Annotated in this window: 20 protein-coding genes and 1 tRNA gene; 11 read left to right on the forward strand and 10 right to left on the reverse strand. The window is 34.0% G+C overall.

Features of this window, described 5'->3' with window-relative positions; translation table 11 throughout:
- The first annotated feature begins 97 nt into the window (after nucleotides 1-97).
- Entirely contained in the window at nucleotides 98-2,278 is a 2,181-nt protein-coding gene (locus GXM16_RS03960; RefSeq protein ID WP_163392928.1) for a GH92 family glycosyl hydrolase, read from the forward strand.
- A gap of 83 nt (nucleotides 2,279-2,361) precedes the next feature.
- Here the strand turns inward: GXM16_RS03960 and GXM16_RS03965 are convergent, their stop codons facing one another.
- Nucleotides 2,362-2,733 carry a hypothetical protein gene (locus tag GXM16_RS03965; protein WP_163392930.1) on the reverse strand — a complete coding sequence of 124 codons (372 nt, stop codon included), beginning with the start codon at nucleotides 2,731-2,733 and terminating at the stop codon, nucleotides 2,362-2,364.
- Between the two features lie 402 nt (nucleotides 2,734-3,135).
- Here GXM16_RS03965 and GXM16_RS03970 point away from each other — a divergent pair, with 402 nt between their 5' ends.
- Complete coding sequence (locus tag GXM16_RS03970) at nucleotides 3,136-4,461, forward strand: sugar porter family MFS transporter (RefSeq protein WP_163392932.1); 1,326 nt, start codon at nucleotides 3,136-3,138, stop codon at nucleotides 4,459-4,461.
- 12 nt (nucleotides 4,462-4,473) lie between these two features.
- On the opposite strand, the gene GXM16_RS03975 is transcribed toward GXM16_RS03970, so the two are convergent.
- Nucleotides 4,474-5,304 carry a helix-turn-helix domain-containing protein gene (locus tag GXM16_RS03975; RefSeq protein WP_163392934.1) on the reverse strand — a complete coding sequence of 277 codons (831 nt, stop codon included), beginning with the start codon at nucleotides 5,302-5,304 and terminating at the stop codon, nucleotides 4,474-4,476.
- A gap of 251 nt (nucleotides 5,305-5,555) precedes the next feature.
- Here GXM16_RS03975 and GXM16_RS03980 point away from each other — a divergent pair, with 251 nt between their 5' ends.
- The 5 genes from GXM16_RS03980 (at nucleotide 5,556) to GXM16_RS04000 (ending at nucleotide 11,511) form a co-directional block, all read left to right on the forward strand.
- Nucleotides 5,556-6,578, forward strand: coding sequence for a hypothetical protein (locus GXM16_RS03980; RefSeq protein WP_163392936.1), 1,023 nt, complete (start codon nucleotides 5,556-5,558; stop codon nucleotides 6,576-6,578).
- Nucleotides 6,579-6,660: 82 nt separating this feature from the next.
- On the forward strand, nucleotides 6,661-7,467 hold the full coding sequence (locus GXM16_RS03985) for a hypothetical protein (protein WP_163392938.1): 807 nt from the start codon (nucleotides 6,661-6,663) through the stop codon (nucleotides 7,465-7,467).
- Nucleotides 7,468-7,762: 295 nt separating this feature from the next.
- The gene (locus tag GXM16_RS03990) at nucleotides 7,763-8,011 is read left to right on the forward strand and encodes a hypothetical protein (protein ID WP_163392939.1); all 249 of its coding nucleotides are present in this window, start codon (nucleotides 7,763-7,765) and stop codon (nucleotides 8,009-8,011) included.
- Nucleotides 8,012-8,314: 303 nt separating this feature from the next.
- Nucleotides 8,315-9,445, forward strand: coding sequence for a DUF4861 family protein (locus tag GXM16_RS03995; RefSeq protein ID WP_229684141.1), 1,131 nt, complete (start codon nucleotides 8,315-8,317; stop codon nucleotides 9,443-9,445).
- A gap of 317 nt (nucleotides 9,446-9,762) precedes the next feature.
- The gene (locus GXM16_RS04000) at nucleotides 9,763-11,511 is read left to right on the forward strand and encodes a serine hydrolase (RefSeq protein WP_163392941.1); all 1,749 of its coding nucleotides are present in this window, start codon (nucleotides 9,763-9,765) and stop codon (nucleotides 11,509-11,511) included.
- A 68-nt stretch (nucleotides 11,512-11,579) separates the two neighbouring features.
- On the opposite strand, the gene GXM16_RS04005 is transcribed toward GXM16_RS04000, so the two are convergent.
- Nucleotides 11,580-11,652 (reverse strand) — tRNA-Met (locus GXM16_RS04005).
- 117 nt (nucleotides 11,653-11,769) lie between these two features.
- Here GXM16_RS04005 and era point away from each other — a divergent pair.
- The 4 genes from era to GXM16_RS04025 all read left to right on the forward strand — a co-directional run bounded on the left by era (nucleotide 11,770) and on the right by GXM16_RS04025 (nucleotide 17,948).
- Nucleotides 11,770-12,651 (forward strand): GTPase Era, encoded by an 882-nt coding sequence (era, locus tag GXM16_RS04010; RefSeq protein ID WP_163392943.1) that lies wholly within the window; start codon nucleotides 11,770-11,772, stop codon nucleotides 12,649-12,651.
- Nucleotides 12,652-12,784: 133 nt separating this feature from the next.
- Nucleotides 12,785-13,378 carry a CHAP domain-containing protein gene (locus GXM16_RS04015; protein WP_163392945.1) on the forward strand — a complete coding sequence of 198 codons (594 nt, stop codon included), beginning with the start codon at nucleotides 12,785-12,787 and terminating at the stop codon, nucleotides 13,376-13,378.
- Nucleotides 13,379-13,664: 286 nt separating this feature from the next.
- Nucleotides 13,665-14,972 carry a ribosome biogenesis GTPase Der gene (gene der / locus GXM16_RS04020; RefSeq protein ID WP_163392947.1) on the forward strand — a complete coding sequence of 436 codons (1,308 nt, stop codon included), beginning with the start codon at nucleotides 13,665-13,667 and terminating at the stop codon, nucleotides 14,970-14,972.
- Nucleotides 14,973-15,146: 174 nt separating this feature from the next.
- Nucleotides 15,147-17,948: an outer membrane beta-barrel protein gene (locus tag GXM16_RS04025; protein ID WP_163392949.1), complete on the forward strand. Its 2,802-nt coding sequence runs from the start codon at nucleotides 15,147-15,149 to the stop codon at nucleotides 17,946-17,948.
- Between the two features lie 115 nt (nucleotides 17,949-18,063).
- On the opposite strand, the gene GXM16_RS04030 is transcribed toward GXM16_RS04025, so the two are convergent.
- The 7 genes from GXM16_RS04030 to GXM16_RS04060 all read right to left on the reverse strand — a co-directional run bounded on the left by GXM16_RS04030 (nucleotide 18,064) and on the right by GXM16_RS04060 (nucleotide 24,575).
- Nucleotides 18,064-18,711: a DUF2490 domain-containing protein gene (locus tag GXM16_RS04030; RefSeq protein ID WP_229684139.1), complete on the reverse strand. Its 648-nt coding sequence runs from the start codon at nucleotides 18,709-18,711 to the stop codon at nucleotides 18,064-18,066.
- A gap of 252 nt (nucleotides 18,712-18,963) precedes the next feature.
- Nucleotides 18,964-21,528, reverse strand: coding sequence for a TonB-dependent receptor (locus GXM16_RS04035; protein ID WP_163392953.1), 2,565 nt, complete (start codon nucleotides 21,526-21,528; stop codon nucleotides 18,964-18,966).
- Nucleotides 21,529-21,779: 251 nt separating this feature from the next.
- Nucleotides 21,780-22,193 carry an RrF2 family transcriptional regulator gene (locus tag GXM16_RS04040; RefSeq protein ID WP_163392955.1) on the reverse strand — a complete coding sequence of 138 codons (414 nt, stop codon included), beginning with the start codon at nucleotides 22,191-22,193 and terminating at the stop codon, nucleotides 21,780-21,782.
- 122 nt (nucleotides 22,194-22,315) lie between these two features.
- Nucleotides 22,316-23,152, reverse strand: coding sequence for a TPM domain-containing protein (locus GXM16_RS04045; protein WP_163392957.1), 837 nt, complete (start codon nucleotides 23,150-23,152; stop codon nucleotides 22,316-22,318).
- Between the two features lie 3 nt (nucleotides 23,153-23,155).
- Nucleotides 23,156-23,593 carry a TPM domain-containing protein gene (locus GXM16_RS04050; protein ID WP_163392959.1) on the reverse strand — a complete coding sequence of 146 codons (438 nt, stop codon included), beginning with the start codon at nucleotides 23,591-23,593 and terminating at the stop codon, nucleotides 23,156-23,158.
- Nucleotides 23,594-23,624: 31 nt separating this feature from the next.
- Complete coding sequence (locus tag GXM16_RS04055) at nucleotides 23,625-24,209, reverse strand: LemA family protein (protein WP_163392961.1); 585 nt, start codon at nucleotides 24,207-24,209, stop codon at nucleotides 23,625-23,627.
- Nucleotides 24,210-24,242: 33 nt separating this feature from the next.
- Nucleotides 24,243-24,575 (reverse strand): MerR family transcriptional regulator, encoded by a 333-nt coding sequence (locus tag GXM16_RS04060; RefSeq protein WP_163392963.1) that lies wholly within the window; start codon nucleotides 24,573-24,575, stop codon nucleotides 24,243-24,245.
- Nucleotides 24,576-24,618 lie beyond the last annotated feature (43 nt).

Raw genomic sequence — 24,618 nt, forward strand, 5'->3', positions numbered from 1 at the left:
ATTTTCTATCGAAAATTACCTGAACTGACGAAAAATCATAATTAAAAACTAATTAGACCCAACAAGTTAATTTAACGACTTTTTAAATTCTTATAAAATGATAAAATTTCACAAGAATATTGTTCTTGCAGCCCTTTCTATGTCATTTTTTGGCTATAATGTGGCAGCACAGAAATCCGGTGGAGGCCTTTCAAAAGGGAAATATACAGCTTTGGTAAATCCGTTTATTGGGACAGCGCCTTTGCTTGATACTAAAATAATAGGCTATACACCGCCTGCAGATATGCGAGTTTGGGCAGGTTTGGTATTTCCGGGTTCATCAGTACCTAATGCTATGGTGCAGTTAAGTCCGATGACAAAATACAGATCGGGAGCAGGATATGAATATGAGGATACTAACATTTTAGGATTCACACATACTAATAAAGGACACTGGAATTTATGTCATATTCCGCTTTTGCCAGTTTCGGATGGAGCTTCTTTTCCATACAAATCATCCTTTAGTCATGATCAGGAAAAGGCAAGCCCGGCATATTACGAAGTGTATTTAAAAGAGTATAATGTTCAGGTAAAACTAACATCAACTTTGCGTTGCGGTGTGCACGAATATACTTTTAAAAATAACAAAGGCAGAAAAGTACTTTTTGATCTTGGAAGAGCGAATAACCGTGTTGATGACTGGCAGATAAAACAGGAAAGTTCAAATGCGGTAAGCGGTTTTCAAAGAACCGGAGGCGAAAAAATATACTTTTATGCTTCTTTAAGCAGTCCTATTGAAAAATTAGACACTAAAGATATAGCTAAAAGCGGTGGATATACTTTAGTCAATATTAAGGACGGCGATGCTAAACCGGTTACAGTAAAAATTGCTTTATCGTTTGTAAGTGTTGAAAATGCAACTGAAAATTTAAAAGCCGAAGTAGGGGAAAAAAGCCTGTCAAAAGTTTTTAATGAAGGAAGTGTCGAGTGGGAAAACCTGCTTTCTAAAATTCAGGTTAAAGGAGGAAACGAGCAGCAAAACGTGATGTTTTACAGTATGCTTTACAGATCGTTTTTATGGCCTGCCCTGCGAAGTGATGTAAACGGTCAGTTTATTGATGAAGCCGGAAAAGTGCGAAAAGAAAATTACCGTTATTACACACTTCCTTCATTATGGGATGATTACAGAAATAAATTGGTTTTATTAAGCATTTTTTCTCCGGAAGTTACCGCTGATATTATTAGTTCCATGATTAACGAAGGAGAGATTAAAGGTTTTATGCCTACTTTCTTCCATGGAGATCATGCAGCATCCTTTATTGCAGGCTCATACATGCGCGGAATCAGAAATTATGATGTTAAAAAAGCGTACGAGCTATTATTAAATAATGCCTATAAAGAGGGAGGAACCAGACCTCACATTTCAGAATACATTGCAAAAGGGTATGTTCCTGAACAAGATATTAAGAATCCAAAAATAGAAACCAAAGGGAATGCAGGAGTTACTAAAACCCTTGAATATGCTTATGATGATCATGCACTTTCATTATTAGCTAAAGAGTTAAATGACACAGAACATTATAACGATTTGGCTAAACGCGCTAAAAATTATGCCAACGTATTTGATGAGTCGACTACTTTCATGAGAGGAAAACTGGAAGATGGAAAATGGGTCACGCCATTCAACCCTGAATTTCCGTACTATGAGTACATGTACAGGGAAGCGAATGCATGGAACGTTTCCTTTTATGTACCGCATGATATGCCCGGATTAGTCAAACTTTATGGCGGTGACAAGCCTTTCGAAGCTAAATTAGACGAACTGTTTACAAAACCATGGAATACAAATTATATTGCATGGAATATTTCGGGGTTTATAGGACAATATTGTCATGGGAACCAGCCGGCTCATGAAGCGCCATTTTCGTATTATTTTGTAAACAAACCTGAAAAATCGCAAAAGAGAATAGACGAAATCTTAGAAACAATGTACGGGATTGGTCCAGAAAAACTTGCCCTGAGTGGTATGGATGATGCGGGTGAAATGTCTTCGTGGTATGTGTTTGGAGCGCTTGGACTTTACCCGTTATCGCCTGCCGATCCTGAATACATTGTAACAGTTCCAATTTTTAAGGAAGTGGCCTGGACTACACCAGCAGGAAAGAAACTAACAATAAAAAATCCTAATGGGAAAAGAGATTTAGAAGCCATTAAAGTAAACGGTTCTAAAATTAACGGTTATTTCATTCCTCATGATTTGTTTAAAAATGGAGGAGAAATACAAGTTATAACCAAATAATAAAATTAAAATAAATGAAGAAGCCGTTCAAAATATGTTTTGGAACGGCTTCTTTTTTGCATTTATAACGAATTCAAATCCGATTACTCTTTATTTGAGTTTAAATCATTTTTGTTTTCATCATTCGTAATAACGTCGTCTTTATTTACGATATTTTCCTGTTTCTCTGATTTAGTTTTATTGGTTTCAAAATCGTTTTCAGGATGTTTGAGATCTTCAATAAATTCTTCCTGATATTGATATGGATCTTCATCTCTCGCATAATTATCATTGTCAACGAGTGTATTTTGATCTATGTAATCAGGATCGCTTTCTCCGAATTCTGTTTTATTTTCTTTATTCGGCACCGGCTGGGAATGAGTTTGATTTTGAATATCACTACCATCAACAAGTGTGTTTTGATCAATAAAATCCGGATCTGTTTGGCCGTATTCGTTGTTGTTTTGATTTTCCATGATATTGTTGTTTTAGAATGATTATTGTTTTAGTCTTGTGTTTTTAACCTTTGATATTTACAAATTTATTCTAAAGTATTGATGAAGGTATTACAGAAAAATAGCTTATAGTTCTATAATTAATAGGAATTTATAATTAAAGCTGAATACTTGAAAAACAATATCGACTAAACAAGTAATTACGAATGTTATCCATTCTGATACTAATTGAATAGTCATAATTTGTTTTAGAGTATTAAGGATATCTTTAAAATATTTATTTGGTATTTAATTACCTAAAAACTATATATTTGTATTTTACTAAATCGTTTTACTAAATTTATGTTACTTAAATATTGAATATAGTCTTTAGGAACAAAATTAGAAAAAACATACTACTAACTAACTAACTAAACCTTAATTATGAATAAAATACTTTTATGGTCAATAACGGCTGCTTTGGCCGGTTTTTTATTTGGATTTGATACTGTTGTAATCTCCGGAGCCGATAAAAAATTACAGGAATTATGGCATACTTCAGATGTTTTTCATGGATCAGTAGTAATGGCAATGGCTTTATGGGGAACTGTTTTGGGAGCTATCTTTGGAGGTATTCCAACCAATACTTTAGGAAGAAAGAAAACTCTCATCTGGATTGGTATTTTATTTTTAGGATCTGCCATTGGATCCGCTTTCTCAAATGATCCGTGGACTTTCGCATTTTTCCGTTTTTTGGGCGGATTAGGAATAGGAGCGTCTACAATTGCTGCCCCGGCATATGTTTCTGAAATCGCTCCTGCAAAAGATCGCGGAAGATTAGTGTCCTTATATCAGTTTAATATCGTTTTAGGAATTTTAATGGCTTTTTTATCTAATTATTTGTTGAGAGATGCAGGCGAAAACGCATGGCGATGGATGGTTGGAGTGATGGCTTTTCCGGCTTTTATTTACACTGTTATTGTTTTTACTATTCCGGAAAGTCCAAGATGGTTATTGTCAAAATCGAGAATTCATGAGGCTAAGGTTATTTTAGAAAAAATTGACCCTACAGCAAAAATTGAAGATTTGATGCAGGAAATGCATATTGGCGAAAGCGAAAATGAAGCTATAAAAGGGGAAACCATATTTTTGAAGAAATACAGATTTCCGTTAATTCTGGCTTTTTTAATAGCAGTGTTTAATCAGTTTTCAGGTATAAATGCATTTTTATATTACGCACCAAGAATTTTCGCAGAAGCAGGATTAGAAGAAAGCGCAGCATTAATGAGCAGTGTAGGAATTGGAATTACTAATCTTGTATTTACATTATTTGGAGTATTTTTAATTGATGTTTTAGGAAGGAAAGTATTAATGTATATTGGCTCTATTGGCTACATCATATCTCTAAGTCTTGTATCAGTTGCATTCTTCTTAAAATGGCAGGGTGTGCAGGTTCCCCTCTTTTTGTTTCTGTTTATTGCTTCTCATGCCATTGGGCAGGGTGCTGTCATTTGGGTTTTTATTTCTGAGATATTCCCTAATCACTTAAGAGCAGGTGGACAGGCGTTCGGTTCTTCCACGCATTGGGTTTTAGCAGCAATTATTCCATCTGCGATCCCTTTTTTATTTTCGACAATTGGTGCGGGAGTTGTCTTTTTGATTTTTGCTGTGATGATGGTATTTCAATTGCTTTTTGTGATTTTTATGATGCCTGAAACGAAAGGGAAATCTTTGGAAGAACTTCAGGAGACAATTTTAAAAGACAAATAATTTGGATTATCATCATTTATTGGAATTGTCTTCCAGTAAATGACTAAAATCTTTTGCAAATTGCGATTGCTCAAAAAAGTGAGAAGGAGAATGACCAAAAAAATGTTGAAAATCCTTAATTAAGTGTGCCTGATCAAAAAACTTATAATCATGTATAATCTGCTGCCAATCCAGTGTGTCCATTTGTAGTACATCTTTGTATAAAGCATTTGCCCGAATGATACGGCTATACATTTTAGGCGAAACACCCACCTGTTCCTTAAAGTGATTTTGAAAAGATGCCCTCGTCATGCCTACATGGTTACGAAGCTGAACAATATCAATCTGACCATTACTTTCCTTAATGAGCTGCATGGCGGCCATAAGTTCTTTTCGACAATCTTTTTTTGACCTTAAAGCTTGTTCCAATAACCAGTTGTCAACAACAGCAATTGTCTTTTTTATATTTGGGTAACTATCGTCTAAGGGGTTATAAAGGCTTGAAGTATTTGGTAAGAAATCATCTGCTTCTGTCCATCTATTGGTGAAATTTTGTTGTGGAATACCCCACAATGTGTAAGCTGCACCAGGTTTAAATTCAACAAAAATCCCGGTATTGAGGCATACATCGCTCGAAAAATGCCTGACTCCATCCAATTGCCCGCTGAAACGAATGCGTGCCCGCATATTTTCTCCCCTGCCAATATCCAGTACACTTGCCGGAGAAATAAGTATCGTCAATGTGTTATATCCCGAAGGCGAAACCATCCACGGCTGATTAAAGGCAGGATTACTTCCAAAATTTATTACCCGATAACACGATATCAGATGTTGGAGGGCAGGTTGTGGGTAATAGAGTTCCAAATAAAGACATGAATTAAATACCGAAGGTAAAGATAAATAAGTCAATAAATAAAAAAAGCTTTCAGACTTAGCATTTTTTACAATGAAGTTAAATTGTAAGAATTTTATTTTGCATCCAGTGGAATTCAGATAAAAATGCTTTGTAAAAATTGATATACTTCCATTTTTATGTCAGGCTTTATTTTTCCATTGCATCTAAGATTTTAAACATATATCAAAGAAGAATTTTTAAATCAAAAACCTTTATGAAAATGAATGTAAGAATAATGAACATCAGTGTAATATTCTCAATACTACTGCTGACCATGCCTGGATGCAGTAAAGATGATGAGACAACTGGCAATTCTGAAATCTCGAATGTGTATGTTGCCGGTTATGAACAAAACGGAGGGGTAAATCAGGCTGTGATATGGCAAAAAGGTGTGGCTGTAAATTTAGGTACAGCAGGAAAAAACTCTGTTGCAAAAGCTGTGTTTGTGTCTGGAAAGGATGTTTATGTAGCAGGTCACGAATCTGTTAGTGCAGAAGAAGGTTCGAACAGGCAAATAAAACTTTGGAAAAACGGGAAGCCTGTAACTATTACGGACGGTTCAAAAGATGCAGTTGTTACTGATTTATATGTAGCGGGCAATGATGTATACATTCTGGGGAATGAATTTAATGGTTCTTTGAATGTAGCTAAAATTTGGAAAAATGGAACAGCCTCTGCGCTTACAGACGATACAAAAGAAGGAATAGCAAATGCAATAGCAGTATCAGGAGGAAATGTATATGTTGTCGGTTCTGAAGCAAGCAATGGAATGCAAATAGTAAAACTCTGGAAAAATGGAGTTTCAGAAGACCTTACAGATGTCGTAAAAAGTGCCGAAGCCAATGCTTTATTTGTATCCAATAGTGATGTATATGTGGCAGGAGAAGAACAGGGAAATGCAAAATTCTGGAAAAAAGGTAAAGCCACAATCGTCGCCAGTAAAATTGCAAAAGCAACAGGCATTCATGTATCAGGAAATGATGTTTACGTAATTTTTGAGCAATATAATGCTGAAACCAAAAAGTGGCAGGGCAAGCTTTGGAAAAACGGACAAATCAACAATATTTCCGACGGAACACAGGATTGTCAACTGACAAACATAGTCGTTGATGATAATACAGTATACATATCGGGCAGTGAGAGTGACGGAACCCTAAATAATGCGAAAGTATGGAAAAATGGTATTGCTACGAATATTGGCAGACAAAATGCAGTAGCACTTGATATAACTGTAGCTGAGTAATAAATTATAATAGTAACTCTTTTGAAAATCAATTTATACTAATCTAATAATATCAATTATAAAATATTAATTAAAATAAAACATGAAATATCTATTGTTACCAATATTTTGTATGCTCTTACTATCCTGTTCTAAAGATGATGGAGATGTAGACCATACTCCATTACAGAAGGTCAGCCTGACAGTAAAATCAATATACAAAGATGCTGGTGGGAATATAACTTTAACAAATGAATATACTTATGATAGTCAAAAACGCATGAAGACGCATAAGGCTATTAATAAAAACCCTCAATTAAATGCCATTACAACTTATGATTATGAAAATGGTAAAATTACATCGATAAAAGATTATGATGATCCTTCAAAGCCATTAGAAAAAAAAATATATTTCTACAATGCAAATGGTATGGTAAAAGAAGAGGAATATATCAATAATGTACTTAAATATATTATCGAATGGTATCATCGTTCAGACGGGGGAAAAGAAAGAAGAATAAAAAATCCGTCGGGTCATTTATTTGAAACCTGGTATTATCGTTTTACTTCATCCGGTAATATACAACGTGTTGTGCTCGATTATACAGATAATGCTGATGACGATACAGAATACATTTTTAGTAATTATGATACTAAGAAGCGTTCAGAAGTTAGTTATTTAAACGCTGTTTTACCTAGTCTTCTCATGCAGATTGAAGGAACAAAATTATCAATTCAAAATAATCCTCAGACCTTTGCTCAAAAGAGTCTTGTTACGGGCGGTTATTTAATTAACAGTAAAATTGAATATACCTATAATATAAAAGATCAGGTAACACAAATGAAAATATTCCGGGCTCACAATAATGATTTAGTATATAATATTACTTTAGAGTATCAGGATTTTTGATACAAATAATGAGTATGTTATAAAGATAAATACTCAGGGAATGTATATAAATAATCTCCCTAAGTATTTTAATGACTTTTATTAAGAGTATAACATAGCTTAAAAAGATCTGTACATCAAAAATGTAGATAAGGAGGATATATAGTTATTGCAGAGATATTAATAATGTTTTTTAAAAATTGTTATTAAAATGTTGATAAATAGTGTTTTATGTTGAGGTTTTATAATTGTTTTTAACTCAATTAATAGTTATATTTGATTAAATCAAACGGCTTATTAATTTAAAATATTTACTATGGATAAAGCTATAAAACTTAAGGTTCGTAAGGAATTAAATGGTCAGCAGCAGTTGAATATAATTAGATTAAAAGGAAGTTTAATTTCGAAAGGATATACAGAAATAATACATATACTGGATCAGGATGATGAATTTCATATCAATTCGTTTGCAACACCGGTAGAGTCAACTAATGAAGTCCAGGAGTATATTACTGCATTTATTAGTAAAGAAAATTTAAGTGATACAATATGTCTTTATAAATAGTATTCTTTATTTTCTATAATTAAAGCAATCTTAGTAAAATCAAAATGTCCGGCTATCGGACATTTCATTTTTACAGCAATATTAAGCTATAAATCACTAACGTTTAATGCTATTATTTTGCACTTTTATAAAGTATCAGCCTCAGAGGAACAGGCTAAATTGCTTCGGTTTTTGATTTTTTATATCCACTTCACTTTTACTATTGCCAATAGAGGAAACCTTAAAATGAATAAAAATGCTTATTTTGTACCGATATTTTACAAAATATCATATACAAAATTTCAGATTCAAACCTTCTATTACATGAAACAGATTAAATACATTTATTCAGTCATTATTCTTTTACCGCTTATGGCTTTTTCTCAGGCAAAAGGTATAATTGAAATCCAAAATAATTCAGATTTAGAAAGAAAAGAAGCCGTAGTTGCCATTAAATGGGAAACGATTCTGTCTCATTATTCTCAAATTGATACAGCAAATTTTGTTGTAATAAATACTACAACCAAAAAACAGATTCCGTATCAATTAGAGCATAAAGGACTTCCTGGAATTCAGAATTTGCTGGTACAGGTAAATGTTAAGGCAAAAGCAACAGTTCGTCTTTCTATTCAAAAAGGAAAACCAAATCCGATAGAAGTTAAAACGTATGCCCGTTTTGTACCGGAACGTAAAGATGATTTTGCATGGGAAAATGATAAAATAGCTTTTCGTACTTATGGTAAAGCCATAGAAAATACCAATGAAGATGCCTACGGATTTGATGTTTGGGTAAAAAGAACCAATAAAATGGTCGTTAACGAACGCTATAAGTTAGGAAATTACCATAAAGATAATGGCAACGGAATGGATTATTACCATGTCGGGCATACGTTAGGTGCCGGAAATATGGCACCATATATTAAAGATACAATACGATATTCTGCCAATTACCACCAGTGGAAAGTATTAGATAATGGTCCGCTACGTACAACTTTTCAGCTTGGATACGACGAATGGAATGCAGGTGGTGTAAAAGTTAAAGCTGTAAAAACCATTTCCCTCGATGCAGGATCGCAGCTAAATAGAGTAGAAAACGTATATACTTTTGAAGATAATAAACCTATGCCGGTTGTGGTAGGAATTATCAAAAGACCGGAACAAGGAGTTGTTTCATTAAACGAGCAAAATGGTATTTTAGGTTATTGGGAGCCAACATTCAAAGAAGACGGTACTACTGGTGTTGGTGCTATTTTGACAACTCCTGTCAAAAATATGCTGGTGAATAAAGAGCAGCTATTAGCAGTCATAGAAGTAAAAAATAATGAAGCAATTGTTTATTATACAGGAGCTTCATGGGATAAAGCAGGTAAAATTACAAATTCAGGACAATGGTTTGAGTATCTGGATCGATTTTCACAAGAGTTGAAAAATCCAATGTTGGTAAATGTGAAATAATTGGAGTTTATAAAATAATAAAAAAGCCTGAGAAATATAATTTTCTCAGGCTTCAAATATTTTTAGTAGCGGGAAGCAATCAAATATCTAACCTATTGTTAAATGATTTTTATGTCGTTCGCAGGTATTAATTAGGAATATGTGTTCTTTTTTTTGCAAAATAAGATGTTGTGATATAATGCAAATGAACAGACTTAATAGTTTATTTGTATTTTTTTCTCATAAAATTTATGTCTTTTTTATATTTTAATTGTAGCTTTCTTAACAAGTGCTAGAAAATAAAGGAATAGTTTTATAAATTTAACAACTAACACATTATGATAAGAAAACTACATTGGGGATTCTATTTTTCTAATTACAAAAAAGGTTTAAAAATATCTATTTTAAATCTTATTATTTCAATCCTATCTGTTATTAATGTCGTGGCGCAAAATAAATCCACAGAATTAGACAACTTAATGAAGCATTGCTATGCAAATGGTATTTTTAATGGAACAATTTTAGTTTCTGAAAACGGAAAAGTAATTTATAGAAAAGCTTTAGGCAATTTAAACAATGAAACGAAACAAAAATTAACTCCAGAATCTACATTCGGACTAGCTTCTATTTCTAAGCAATTTACAGCAATGGGAATTATGATTTTAAAAGAACGAAAAAAGCTTTCTTATGATGATAAGCTCATAAAATATTACCCTGATTTTTCTACTTATGCAAATACTATTACAATAAAAAGTTTATTAAACCACACATCAGGTTTGCCACAATATTATGGGTATACGGATAAAGATATTGTATCAAATGCTGAAGTACTGAAAATACTAACAGATCAGAAACAATTGGATTTTAAAACAGGAGAAAAATATAGCTATAACAACGGAGGTTACATAATGTTGGCATTAATTATAGAAAAAATTTCTGGTCAACCTTTGTCAACATTTTTGAAGGAGAATATTTTTGAGCCTTTAAAGATGAAAAACACTATGGTTTGTAGCGATTCGCCAATTATAATAAAAAATAGAGCAATTGGCTATTCAAGAATTGGTGGAATAAACGATTTAATGATTTCTCATACAGGTTCTACAGGTATGATATCAAATGTAGATGATCTGTTTTTATGGGAACAATCCTTGTACAGCCAAAAACTTGTGTCAAATAAAATAATGGATGAAGCTTTTACCAATACAATTTTGAATAATGGCTCTCTGTCAAATTATGGATTTGGCTGGAGAATAAATGATAATGAGCAACAAAAAAGAGTAGAACACTCAGGAAGTGATTTTGGATATAGGACTTTTATAAAAAGAAATTTAAGAAAAAAAAATTCGTATATTTTACTTACTAATAATGGTAACGCGGTTGCACTTAATGAGATAAATGAATCTGTCGACAATATTTTAGATGGCAATCCTTACAAGCTTCCTAAACGTCCTGTTTTTTCTAAATTGAAAGAATCTTTAAAAAATAATTCTACAGATGTCGCTATAAGAATTACAAGAGAAGCAATAAAAGAATCACCTGATCAATTTGTTTTTGATGACGACGCTATCAATGAATTGGGATATAGTTTTTTAACTGAAAAGAAAATAAATGATGCATTGTCTTTATTCAAATTCAATGCTGAATTAAATCCAAAATCTTCAAATGTTTATGATAGTTTGGGCGAAGTTTATCTAGTTCTTAACGATACTGTAAATGCTACCGAAAATTATAAAAAATCAGTAAAACTTGATCCAAATAACGCCAATGGAATTAAAGTTCTTTCTAAATTAGGAATTTCTTCTGCCGACGTTGTAGGAGAAGTAACAGTTACATCAGAAATCCTTAAATCATATGAGGGCAAGTATCAGTTGAATAAAAATTATTTTTTCACAGTAACTTCAGAAAATAAGCAGTTGTTTATTCAGGGAACTGGTGAAGAAATAACAACAGTATTTCCGATATCACAAAATAGGTTTTACAGTAAAATAGTAACCGCTCAATTTACTTTCAATATCGGTGAAAACGGAAAAATTACAAGCCTTACTTTAAATATGGGAAGTGATGTGATTGCAAAGAAAGTTGAATAAAAAAAAGAATTTTGGAGTATAAAAAAGCCTGAGAAATCTATATTTCTCAGGCTTTACATTTTTTATAGTAGCGGGAACAGGACTCGAACCTGTGACCTTCGGGTTATGAGCCCGACGAGCTGCCTACTGCTCTATCCCGCGATGTTTCGGGTGCAAAGATACGCCCATTTTTTAGATTTCCAACGAAAACTTAAAAAAATGTTTTATTTTCTGTATTGAGTTGATATGACTACCTTTGCAGCTTAAAATAATACACAAATGTCACATAAAGCAGGATTCGTAAACATTATCGGAAATCCAAATGTTGGAAAATCAACCCTGATGAACGCCTTCGTTGGAGAACGATTATCGATCATTACCTCAAAAGCACAAACTACACGTCATAGAATTTTAGGAATCGTAAACGGAGAAGACTTTCAATTGGTTTTGTCTGACACGCCAGGAATCATCAAACCCGCTTACGAAATGCAGGAATCGATGATGAACTTCGTAAAATCGGCTTTTGAAGATGCTGACATTTTAGTTTATATGGTCGAAATAGGAGAGCAGGATTTAAAAGACGAAGACTTCTTTAAGAAAATTATCCACGCTAAAATTCCGGTTTTACTGCTTTTAAATAAAATTGACAATTCGAACCAGGAACAATTAGAACAACAAGTTGCTTTCTGGAAAGAAAAAGTGCCAAATGCAGAAATTTTCCCAATCTCGGCCTTACAGAATTTTAATGTACCGGAAGTTTTTGGAAGAATTATAGAATTATTGCCAGAATCTCCGGCTTATTATCCTAAAGACCAGTTAACAGACAAACCAGAACGTTTCTTCGTAAACGAAACGATTCGCGAGAAAATCTTGTTGAATTACAGCAAAGAGATTCCGTATGCGGTTGAAATCGTAACAGAAGAATTCCACGAAGACGAAAAAATTATCAGAATCCGTTCAGTAATTATGGTGGAGCGCGATACGCAAAAAGGAATCATCATTGGTCATAAAGGCGCAGCCTTGAAGAAAGTGGGCACTGATGCCCGTGCCGATTTAGAGAAATTCTTCGGAAAACAAATTCACATTGAGCTTTACGTAAAAGTGAATAAAAACTGGAGAAGCAATGCTAATATGCTGAAACGATTCGGGTATAATCAGTAAAATGATTTGGGCGTGTCCCTGCGGGTCGGGCTTTCAGCTATATCTTTTGTTACGTTTCACTTCACAAAAGGATACCGCCTCAATCCCTCACGCAAATAAAACTCAGAAGAACATTCGTTTTTAAAAGAAATAAATGAAAATTAAAAAGATTACGCTCCTGATCATTTCAGTTTTAGTTTTGGGTTACGCAGGAATTAGATTCGTTAAAAAAATAAATCTAAACAGGAATTATAAAATCGGACAGTCACTCGATAGTTTAAACGGAGTGAAGGTTTATTACAACGGCGGAGTTGATAACGTTGTCGAGAGAAACGTTACAAAAGATAACTATAATTTAGGTCTTAAATACCAATGTGTAGAATTCGTAAAACGATATTATTACGAACATTACAATCATAAAATGCCGGATGCATATGGGCATGCAAAAGATTTTTTCGATCCGAAAGTAAAGGATGGCGAATTGAATCTGAAACGAGATTTAATTCAATATACAAATCTTAGCAAAGCAAAACCTGAAATCGGAGATTTGGTGATTTTTTCAGGATCGGTTTTAAACAGGTTTGGACATGTAGCCATAATTTCTAAAATTTCTGAAACTGAAGTGGAGATTATTCAGCAGAATCCGGGACCATTTAGTAGTTCAAGAGAAGTTTTTGTTCTGAAAAAGCAGGAAGGCAAATATAAAATTGAAAATAGCAGATTGCTTGGCTGGTTAAGAAAAGAATAAAAAATTTAATGAAAAACATTCTATAAACCATAATGCCCTAGCCCTGATAGCAGTGGAAATCCTTTTGTGACGCTTCTTTAGCGGAACAAAAGATTGAAACGGATAGAAGGAAACAGCTCCTAAAATAATATAAAAAATCTTAGGTACTTAGAAACTTAGCATCTTAGCAACTTTTTTAACTACCTTTGCAAAAAATTTAAATAAAGCATTTTAGATTTATAATTTACTGTGATTTAGTCAAAAACAAAATCTGAAATTGTGAGTCTGGAATCTAAAATTCAAAAAAATGAATAACATTGTTGCGATAGTAGGAAGACCTAATGTAGGGAAATCAACCCTGTTTAATAGGCTGATACAAAGAAGAGAAGCTATTGTAGATTCAGTTTCCGGGGTTACCCGTGATAGAAACTATGGTAAAAGCGAGTGGAATGGAAAAGAGTTTTCTGTCATTGATACAGGTGGATACGTTCGGGGGTCTGATGACGTTTTTGAAGGTGAAATCCGTAAACAGGTAGAACTTGCTATCGACGAAGCTGATGTTATTATTTTTGTGGTAGATGTTGAAGAAGGTATTACGCCAATGGATGAGACCGTTGCAAAATTGTTACGTAAAGTAACGAAACCGGTTTTGTTGGCTGTAAACAAGGTTGATAATGCTATGCGTGAGAAAGATGCTGTAGAGTTTTATAACCTTGGATTAGGAGAATATTACACATTTGCCAGTATTTCAGGAAGTGGAACTGGGGATTTATTGGATGCTTTAATTGAGGCATTTCCTGAGAAACCAGTAGTTGAGGTTAAGGAAGATTTGCCTCGTTTTGCTGTTGTAGGACGCCCGAATGCCGGTAAATCCAGTTTTATCAACGCTTTGATTGGTCAGGATCGTTATATTGTAACGGATATTGCAGGTACAACCCGTGATGCAATTGATACCAAATTTGACCGTTTTGGTTTTGAATTCAATTTAGTTGATACTGCGGGAATCCGTCGTAAAGCAAAAGTGAAGGAAGATTTAGAATTTTATTCTGTAATGCGTTCTGTAAGAGCAATTGAGCATGCAGATATTTGTATATTGGTTATCGATGCAACACGTGGATTTGAAGGTCAGGACCAGAGTATTTTCTGGCTGGCTGAGAAAAACCGTAAGGGCGTTGTAATCCTGGTAAACAAATGGGATTTGGTAGAAAAAGATACGATGTCTTCCAGAGATTACGAAGCAAAAATCCGTAAAGAGTTAATGCCATTTACTGATGTGCCCATTTTATTCGTTTCAGCTTTAACCAAACAGCGTTTATTGAAAGCATTAGAAACTACAGTTCAGGTTTTCGAAAACAGAAAGCAAAGAATTTCTACTTCAAAATTTAATGAATATATGCTGAAGGTAATTGAATCATACCCGCCGCCGGCGATGAAAGGAAAATATGTAAAAATTAAGTATTGTATGCAATTGCCAACGCCAACGCCTCAATTCGTATTCTTTGCCAATCTTCCACAATATGTTAAAGAACCGTATAAACGTTATTTAGAAAACAAGATTAGAGAAAATTGGGATTTTGCAGGAGTGCCGATTGATATTTATATCAGAGAGAAATAAAAATTGAGAGTCCCATTTTTGGGACTTTTTTTATGGTCGTTTTCCAATTAAAATGAATTTAGTTTAGCGAAATGACATCATATTTGGTTAAATGTGGAATTTACAATTAAATCTATTCTATTAATTAAACCTTTTGATTCTTTCGGTGTCTTATCGTTCTAACTAACCATTTTTATGTCCAGATTATATTATTTTTTATTATTTTTTCTTTTTGCCTATTCTGTTAATGCTCAGAATGATATTGTTCTTAAAGGTACTGTAGTTGATATTAATTCCCAATTGCCAGTCGAGTTGGCGACAGTTTATTTTACAACCATTAAAGATTCTACGGTTATCGATTACACTACAACAGATAAAAATGGCTTTTTTAGGTTAAATACAAAAAAACTTGATCAGCCGGTTTTTCTTAAAATTAATTATTTAGGATATCAAACTTACACCGAAGAGCAAAAGGGACTTTTGGAAAGCAAGGATTTCGGTAAATTATATTTGCTTGAAAGTGTAAATACTTTAAATGAGGTTGTGGTTAAAAGCGAAGCCCCACCAATCCGTATGAAGCAGGACACCTTAGAGTACAACGCTGCTTCTTATAAAGTTCGTCCGGATGCTAATGTAGAAACGTTACTGAAACAGCTGCCAGGTTTTGATATAGATGAAGCCGGAAAAATGACTGTTAACGGAAGAGAAGTAAATCAGCTGCTGGTTAACGGAAAACCTTTTTTTGACAGGGATGGTGCTATAGCATTGAAAAATTTACCTGCCGAGATTATTCAAAAAGTTCAGGTTTCTGATTTTAAAACCAAAAAAGAAGAATTATCTAAACAAGAATCTACATCAGATTATTCGAGTATTAATCTGACTATTGATGAAAAAAAGAACAAAGGTTATTTTGGTAAAATTTTAGGGGGATATGGTTCTGATGACCGTTATGAAAGCAGTCTGATTATGAATTTCTTCAACAATAAACAAAAGATCAGTATCCTGGGTTCTTCTAATAATATCAATTCAACGGGTTTTGCACAGGATGAGGTATTTGATAATATGGGCGGGGGCAGAAACAGTCAGGGAGGAGGTAATAGTGGCGGAAAAGGAATTACACAGTCTAATTTACTGGGAATTAACTATTCTGATGACTGGAGTAAATATTTAAGTGCAACAGGCAGTTATAATTTTGATAATAAAATAAATAAAAACGAGAGTACAGTTAATGAAGTCAGCATTTTGCCAGACGGAAATAATTATACTAATTCAGAATCGAAAACGAGAAATGAAAGTACAGGAAATAAAGCCAATTTCGAATTAGAATATAAAATTGACCCAACAACCCGACTTGTTGTTACTCCAAATGTAAGTCAGACACGGTCTAATGCAAAATCAGATTCTTTCAGTGAGACTAGAAGAGAGGATGAAAATGGAGAGCTTTTAAATACAAGTGAATCACATCCATATAAAGAAAACACGTCAACTAATTTCTCCAATACAATCAATTTTAACAAAGCTTTCGAAAAAAAAGCCCGAAACGTCAGTTTAGTTTTTACTAATAACAATTCAGGTACAAATTCTGATGGGATAGTAGACTCAGAAACAGTTTTGTATAAGGATGAAGGTGAATTTTTAGATAAGAGAAAACAAAAAACAAAAGGTCGAAATATCTCAGACTCATATTCTCTGGATATTGAATATACAGAGCCTATTACAGATTCCTTGCGAATAAGATTCGGTACTGACTTTGACTGGCAAAATTCTTCAAACGATTTGAAAACTTATAATAATGATGACGAATCTGAATTTTATGAATCATTGGTTGATTCTGTAAGTAATTATTTAAGTTCAAAACGAAACACGATAAGTCCAAAAGTAGGCCTTACTTTGAAAAAAAATAAATTTACATTCAACCTGAATACTAGAACTGCAATTGTTGATTTTGATAATCATTCCTTATATAGAAACAATTCAACCGATTTAGAAAAAAGGTATGCCCTGCCTTTTGGAAATATGCAGCTGCGATATAAATTCAGCAGATCCAAGTTTTTTACTTTCAAATATGATTATTCAAATGCACTTCCGTCCACAACTCAATTAATGCCTGTAGTAGATTTGAATAACTCATTAAACACTGTTACCGGAAATCCGAATTTGGATCCGATTGAAAAAAATAGCTTAAACTTTGATTTTAAGAATTTTGATTTCCGTACGCGTTCCGGGTATAGTTTATATATTAGAGGTGACTATTTCAATAATGATGTTGTGTCGACTTCTATTTTTGATGATGAGACTGGAAAAAGATTTACAACTTTTATCAATATTTCCGGAACTTTCAGTGCAACGGCTGGTGGAAACTGGACTCAGTCTATAAAAAAAGATGCCCATACACTAAGATATGGTTTAGGTTTAAACGGGAAATATTCTTTTGATAAAGGATTTACAAATGCAATTTTATATAATGCTAAATCTACAGCGATTTCTCCAAAAGCATATTTTACATATGAGTATGGAGAATTTCTAACGATTTCTCCTTCTTATGGATTTTCGTATAATCAAACAAAATATGAAAATACATCAAGAGATGCGACTTCAAATGTGGTACATAGAGCCAATTTGCAAACAACAATGTACTGGCCGGAAAATTTAATTTTTGGAAATGATTTTGGATATACTTACAATTCTAATATTTCAGATGATTTCAAAAAAGATTTTTACTTGTGGAATACCAGTTTATCCTATGGTTTTTTAAACAAAACATTATATGCCAAAATAAAAGTTTACGATGTCCTCAATCAGAACCAGAGTGCTGTCAGAACTATTTCCGCGACCTCGGTACGTGATGAAGAAAGTACAGTTTTAAAACGTTATGTGATGTTCTCCGTAGCTTATAAAATTGGAAATTTTGCTGCTGAAAAAGGTTCGAAAAGAAGAGGGGGAGAACGTGGCGGTGGTGACAGAGGAGACCGTGGAGGGAGAGAGAGGGAAGATTAATAATTTTGAATTTTAATCTTAATCAAAATCTAAAACAAAAACATAAACTCCGGCTAAGCTGGAGTTTTTTATTACGTAGTCGTAAGTGAACTACAATATTGGAATTTAGTTTGTTTTATTTGCGGTTAATTCTGTGATAAACGGTAAAACGAATAATATTACGATCGTAGAAATCGACACCGCTGGACCGCCTCTGAAAGTTTTTTAAATACCCTAATTCCAAACCAATATTTGGGTTGAAATGATAGCGAAGGGCTGCATAAAAACGGTTTTGGTCAAACGTGTTTTTCTTATTGTCTTTTCCGTGATTGAATAAAATTTCATCAGAGATGGTTCCTTTTAAGTTTCGTTTTTCTTTCTCCCAAAGTGTAAAAGTCGATTGCAGACGATATCTGAAACGGAAAGAAAAAGAGAAATCGTTTAATAATTCGGTTTTAGTAGCTTTTTGTATAAATCGTTCTTCAAGCTGAAAACGATTATGAAAAGTAATTTTTGCAAGGTCATGAATAAGTGTAACATCCTGCTGAATACGATATTCGGGAATTGAAAATTCAGGATCAGAAAGAGGAGTTTGCGTATTTACGCTAAAATAAGCAAATCCACCGCCTATGTCAACGTGCTGACTGGCACGATATCTTCCCTGAGTTCTGAATACAAATACGTTTTCGTGTATGGGATCTATAAAGCTCCGGTTATCAATTTCAGAATGCAGTGACCATTTTTCAGATATTGGAAAAATATTGTAATATCGAATCCATGTCAAAGTTTGGTGTTCAATATTTTTTTTGCTTTGCGCTAAAGAAAATTGACACGATAAGATTAGAAATAAGAGGAACCTGAAAAATTTCATCTACGCTGTATAAATTCAAGCTGCGAATATATACAAATGAGTGATGATTTTAAGTAGAATAAAAATTGTTTTAACTTCTATTTTGTGAATTTAAAAGTAAAAAAAACGAGACGCACTTATAAAAATGCATCTCGTTTTAACCAAACTAACTGTACTTGATCTTTACTATAGTGAATATTTTAGAGTAATTCCATATGTTCTTTGATCTCCTAAGACTGCAGCATAGTGTCCGGCATTTCCACCTGCAGGAAGTAATTGCTCGTAATAATCTTTGTTCAAGATATTACGCCCCCAGAATTGAACAGATAATCCCTGAGATGCACGGAAACCTAAACGGGCATTAAAGATAGCATAACCCGGTACTACTAAATATTTTGAAGCCGATGGGCTTGAAGAAAATTCAGAACGAGCATAAGAATCTATTCCAAGGAAAATCTTCCCTGTGTTTCCAAAGAATCTGGCATTATCAGAAAGCTCGCCGCCTAAAGATCCTGCCCATTTTGATACGCCTGGCAAATCAGAACCAGAAACATCCTTGTAGGCTACCTGAACGCCGTTTTCAGTTTTTCCGGTTTCTTCTAATGGAAGAGGGGCATTAGTAAATTTTACATATTTTCCATCAGTATAGGTTGCAGCTGCATTTATAGTTAAGTGCTGGCTAAAAACAAAACTTGCATCCAGTTCTCCACCTCTTACACGTACTTTATCAGCATTGGCAAGGTATCCGCGATTTACACCTAATTCAGCAGCCTGAACGTTTGTCTGGAAGTCTTTAATGTCTGTATTAAAGAATGTCAGGTTGAATATCGAATTTCTGAAAGGTGAAGTTTTCACACCAAATTCGTAATGATTTACATCTTCCGGCTTAATTACTGCAAGATCACCTAACGTTTTGCCTGCCGGCGGGGTAGGAAGTCCTGCAACATTTACACCAACCGGTTTATAGCTTTTTGCATAAGTGGCGTAGGCATTTATTTTATCACTAAATTTATATGTCAGGGTTAAATTTCCTGAAAAATCGGTATCATCTGTGCTTGAATCAAAAGACTGATCAGAATAAACTAATTTTTTCAGGGCGATTAATGCCGGATCATTAGTTTGAAGACCTCCATATGTTGTACGGCTGTAATTTGCTTCTTTTTTATCGAAATTATATCTTACACCTGGCAATACATGTAAACGATCTGTAATTGCCCAGTCAATCTGCCCAAATACTGCGGCACTGGATGCTCTGATTCTGGCATCTGTATGTATTCCGTAGCCTTCAAAAAGCCCTGGTGTTTTCCATAAGTTGCTTGTAGTACTTTGAGAAAATCTCCATTGCGCGCTTCCTGATTCTTCTGTACCATCTGTTTGTGATGTCTGATCAATAAAGAATACACCCGCAACACCACTAATTTTAGACGTAAGCTGTCCTGCATAACGAACTTCCTGTGTTATTTGAGTTTGTCTCGTTGGGTTTTGTGATTTTGCCAAAACCTGTAATCCTGTAAAATCCCTGTCATTCGATGGGTCCCAGTTCCAGAAACGCCATGCAGTTGTTGATGTCAAAGTTCCGCCACCAATTTTAGTATCAATATTTAATGATATACCTCCCATATCTTGTCCTGATCTCCATGGAGTATCCTGATCAATTTTACGGTCAAATGCATTTCTGCTCGGTAATTGATAATTCAGGTCTGCAATAATAGCATCAAACTGTCGATAAGCTGCTCTGTTAGTTGGAGCAACACCTGCAATTACCTGAGCGTATCCGTCAGGGCGCTGTGTTGTGATATCGGCTGCCAGTATAATATTTGTATTTTCAGATGGGGTGTAAAGCAACTGTCCTCTGATTCCCTGATTGTTTAAAGTGTTTGTAGCTCTTCCTGTAGCAACATTATCAATCAGACCATCACGTTGTGTTCCTGAAAAAGATAAACGTCCTGCTACTTTTTTGCCTAATGCACCAGTAACTGATGCTTTGGCCTGAAGGAAAGCGTAATTTCCGTAGCTTATTTCAAAGTCGGCACCCGAAGTAAAACTTGGTTTGCGTGTTGTAATATTGAATGCTCCTGAAGTCGTATTTTTTCCAAACAATGATCCTTGTGGTCCACGTAATACTTCAATTTGCTCAACGTCAATAAAGTCTAATGTAGTTGCTGCCGGACGAGCGTAATAAACACCATCAACATAGAAACCAACTCCCGGATCGATACCATCATTGGTAAGACCATATGGAGAACCCAGACCGCGAATATTTATCCCTGTATTTCTTGGATTAGATGAATATAATTGTACAGACGGAACCAATTCTTTTATACGGTTTACATTAAAAGCTCCTGCTTGTTCAGCTTGTTTTCCTGTTACCACCGAAACTGCAATTGGAATATCCTGAACTTTTTCTATTCTTCGTCTGGAAGACACTACAACTTCAATAAGTTCGTTTTCTTCTTTTAAAGACACTTCTAAAACAGGTATTGGTAAAGTTGTAACTTCTATCTCAGTAGTTTTATAACCTACATATTGTACTAAGAGTGTAAAAGGAAGTTTTTTACTATTTGTGTCAAGGCTGAATTTACCACTTTCATCTGTAATAGTGTTTATTGTAGTTCCTTTGATAACTATGTTGGCTGCTCCTAAAGGATTTTTTTGGGAATCTGTGATTGTACCTTCGATATTTTGTGCAAATGATACTGAAAAGGCTAAAACTGATAGTATTGTAAATATATTTTTAATAGATGTTTTCATTTTTTATATTATATATATGTAATTAGTAGAATTTAAATTAAAATTTTTTTTACCAACACATACACATCATAGAAGAATTGTTTTTCACAGCTGTGAAATTTGTATTATTGCTTTTTTTCAAAAGATTTTTCAGGACGTAAGACTCACTAAATTTTACTTTCATCGGTCAAAAATTTGTAAATGATTTGTTAATTATTTTTGGCAAATATATATAAAATCTATCAATTTGGTAGGGTTTTAAAAATATTTTTTTATTTTTTTATAAGTGAAGCAATTGTGATGTTTTGCATAGCCTTTAAAGTTTCATCACGAATAATCATCAAACCGTGGCGCAGACTGCATTCTTCCTCAGTTTTACAATCTAAACAGCGCTCATAAAAATTTAAAGAAGCACAAGGCAAAAGAGCAATTGCACCGTCAAATAAACGATGAATTTCTGCCAAAGTGATGTCGTTTTTGGATTTTATCAGATAATAACCGCCAAATTTTCCCTGCTTGCTGCTCACAAAACGTCCTCGCTTTAGATCCAATAAAATTTGTTCTAAAAACTTTTTAGGAATATTAGCACCATCAGCAATTTCTATAGTTTTAGAAATGTGACCTTCCTCTTGTTCTGCTAAATAGAGTAAGGCTTTAAGGGCATATTTTGCTTTGTGTGATAACATCTATATGAGTTAAATTATAAATTGTTAATTATGAATGACAAATTTAAGCTAATTAAGCGTAAAAATAAACCTGAGATCAAAACTTGAAACCTGAAACAAAAAAACTTTAAAACAAAATTAATTTACCAGCCTCCGCTTGAACCTCCCCCAGAGAATCCGCCGCCGCCAAATCCTCCGCCGAAGCCTCCTCCTCCGCCAAAACCACCTCCTGATGATCCTCCGCCGAAACCTCCAAATCCTCCTCCGCTGCTTCTTCCAAGACTGCTCAAAAGAATGACGTCCATCAGGCTAGGGCCGCCACCGCTGTTATTGCCTGAGTTTCCTCCTCCGCCTCTTTTATTTCTTGAAAGTAAAATTAATACAATTACAACAATAATAATAAAGGGAAGTATCGGAAAATCTTTTCCTTTGCTCTGTTTGCGTTCACCTTTGAATTTTCCTTTAAAAACATCGATTATAGCGTCGGTACCTTTATCAAGGCCATTATAAAAACTGCCGGCTTTAAATTCAGGAATAATAATATTTCGAATTATGGTTCCGCCAATTCCGGCTGTCAGACGATCTTCAAGACCATATCCGGGATTAATAGCAATTTTCTTTTCGTTTTTGGCTAATAAAATGATAACACCATTGTCATCTTGCTTTGTTCCGCCAATTCCCCAGGTTTGTCCCCATTTAGTAGCTAACTGGCTTACGTCTTCGCCTTTTAAACTTTCGATAGTAATTACTACAATTTGTGTTGTGGTTGAATCTGAATAACGAATTAGTTTTTCTTCAAGTTGTGTTTTTTCAGATGCACTTAAAATATTAGCATAGTCATAAACAGAAGTTTGTTTTTCAGGTATTTTAGGTATTTCAAACTGTGCAAAAATACTATTGCAGATAAATAAAGCTATTAACAAGAAGGTAAACTGAAAAATTCCGTTGGAATTTGATATTTTATTTTTGGAAATTGTCATTATTTATCCTTTTGATATTTCGTTAGATAATTCATTTGAATCGCCTTCAGACCATGGGAAATATTTTTTTAATTGTTCACCGGCATTTAAAATACCGTCAACAATACCCTGTTTGAATTTACCGGCTTTGAATTGTTCTGTCATTTTGTCTTTGGTACAATCCCAGAAATCATCAGCCACCAAATCATTAATCCCTTTGTCACCGCAAATCACAAAGTTCTGATCTTCAACTGCAAAATAAAACAGGACACCATTCTGTAATGTAGTTTCATCCATTCGCAATTCATGAAAAACTTCTAAAGCCCTGTCAAAAGGAACTTTAGAAGTTGTTTTTTCTATATGAACTCTAATTTCGCCAGAAGTATTTTCTTCAGCCATACGAATAGCCTCAACTATTTCCTGCTCTTCTTCTTTGGTTAAAAAATCTTCTACTTTTGACATGGGAAAAATTTTAGAGTTACTTATTTGAGATTTAGAATTTCACTTCAACCGGTTTGTCCGCTCCTGTAGAGGCTTCAAAGTATGGTTTTTCTTTGTATTCGCTCAGGAACCAGCTGTTTGGAATTTTTAATATATAACCGTTGTAAACCTGTACAGCTTCATTAAAACGGGTTCTTGCAGTCAAAATCTGGTTTTCGGTACTTGCCAATTCATCCTGTAATTTTAGAAAGTTTTCGTTTGCCTTCAATGTTGGATATTGTTCAACTGATACCAATAATCTTGATAAAGATGAACTTACACCACTTTGTGCCTGATTAAATTGTGCCAATTGTTCAGGAGTTACATTACTTGGGTCAACAGTTACAGAAGTCGCTTTTGCTCTTGCTTCAATTACTGCTGTTAATGTTTCTTTTTCAAAATTAGCAGCACCTTTTACAGTGTTTACTAAATTCCCGATAAGATCATTACGTCTTTGGTAAGCCGTTTGTACATTTCCCCAGTCCTTATTTACAGCCTGACTGTGCTGTAAGGCCGTGTTTTTAATTCCAATTGACCAAAACGCGATAATTGCAATAAGCGCAACAATAATTCCTACGGGGATTAACCACTTTTTCATATTTTTTTAATTTAAGTTTATTTCAATTTTTAATTACAATTCGTTTTTTATATCTGTTAATTGTGTTTTTATGGTCTCTAATTTACGTATTATTTCGAATTTATCTAACGTTTTCTTCTGTCCTTCTTTCAAATGTGTCTTGGCGCCTTCAAGGGTAAAACCTCTTTCTTTGACCAAATGATAAATCAACTGCAGGTTCGTAATGTCTTCCGGAGTAAACATCCTGTTACCCTTGGCGTTCTTTTTTGGTTTAAGGATGTCAAATTCACTGTCCCAAAAACGTATCAATGATGCATTGACATTAAAAGCTTTGGCAACTTCGCCAATGCTGAAATATCTTTTATCTTTTGAAAGCTCAATATGCATGTTTTCTATCTAATTTATTTCAAAAATAATACTTTTTACAGTA

Origin of the sequence: Flavobacterium limi (assembly GCF_010645075.1) — a bacterium.
Lineage (GTDB): Bacteria > Bacteroidota > Bacteroidia > Flavobacteriales > Flavobacteriaceae > Flavobacterium > Flavobacterium limi.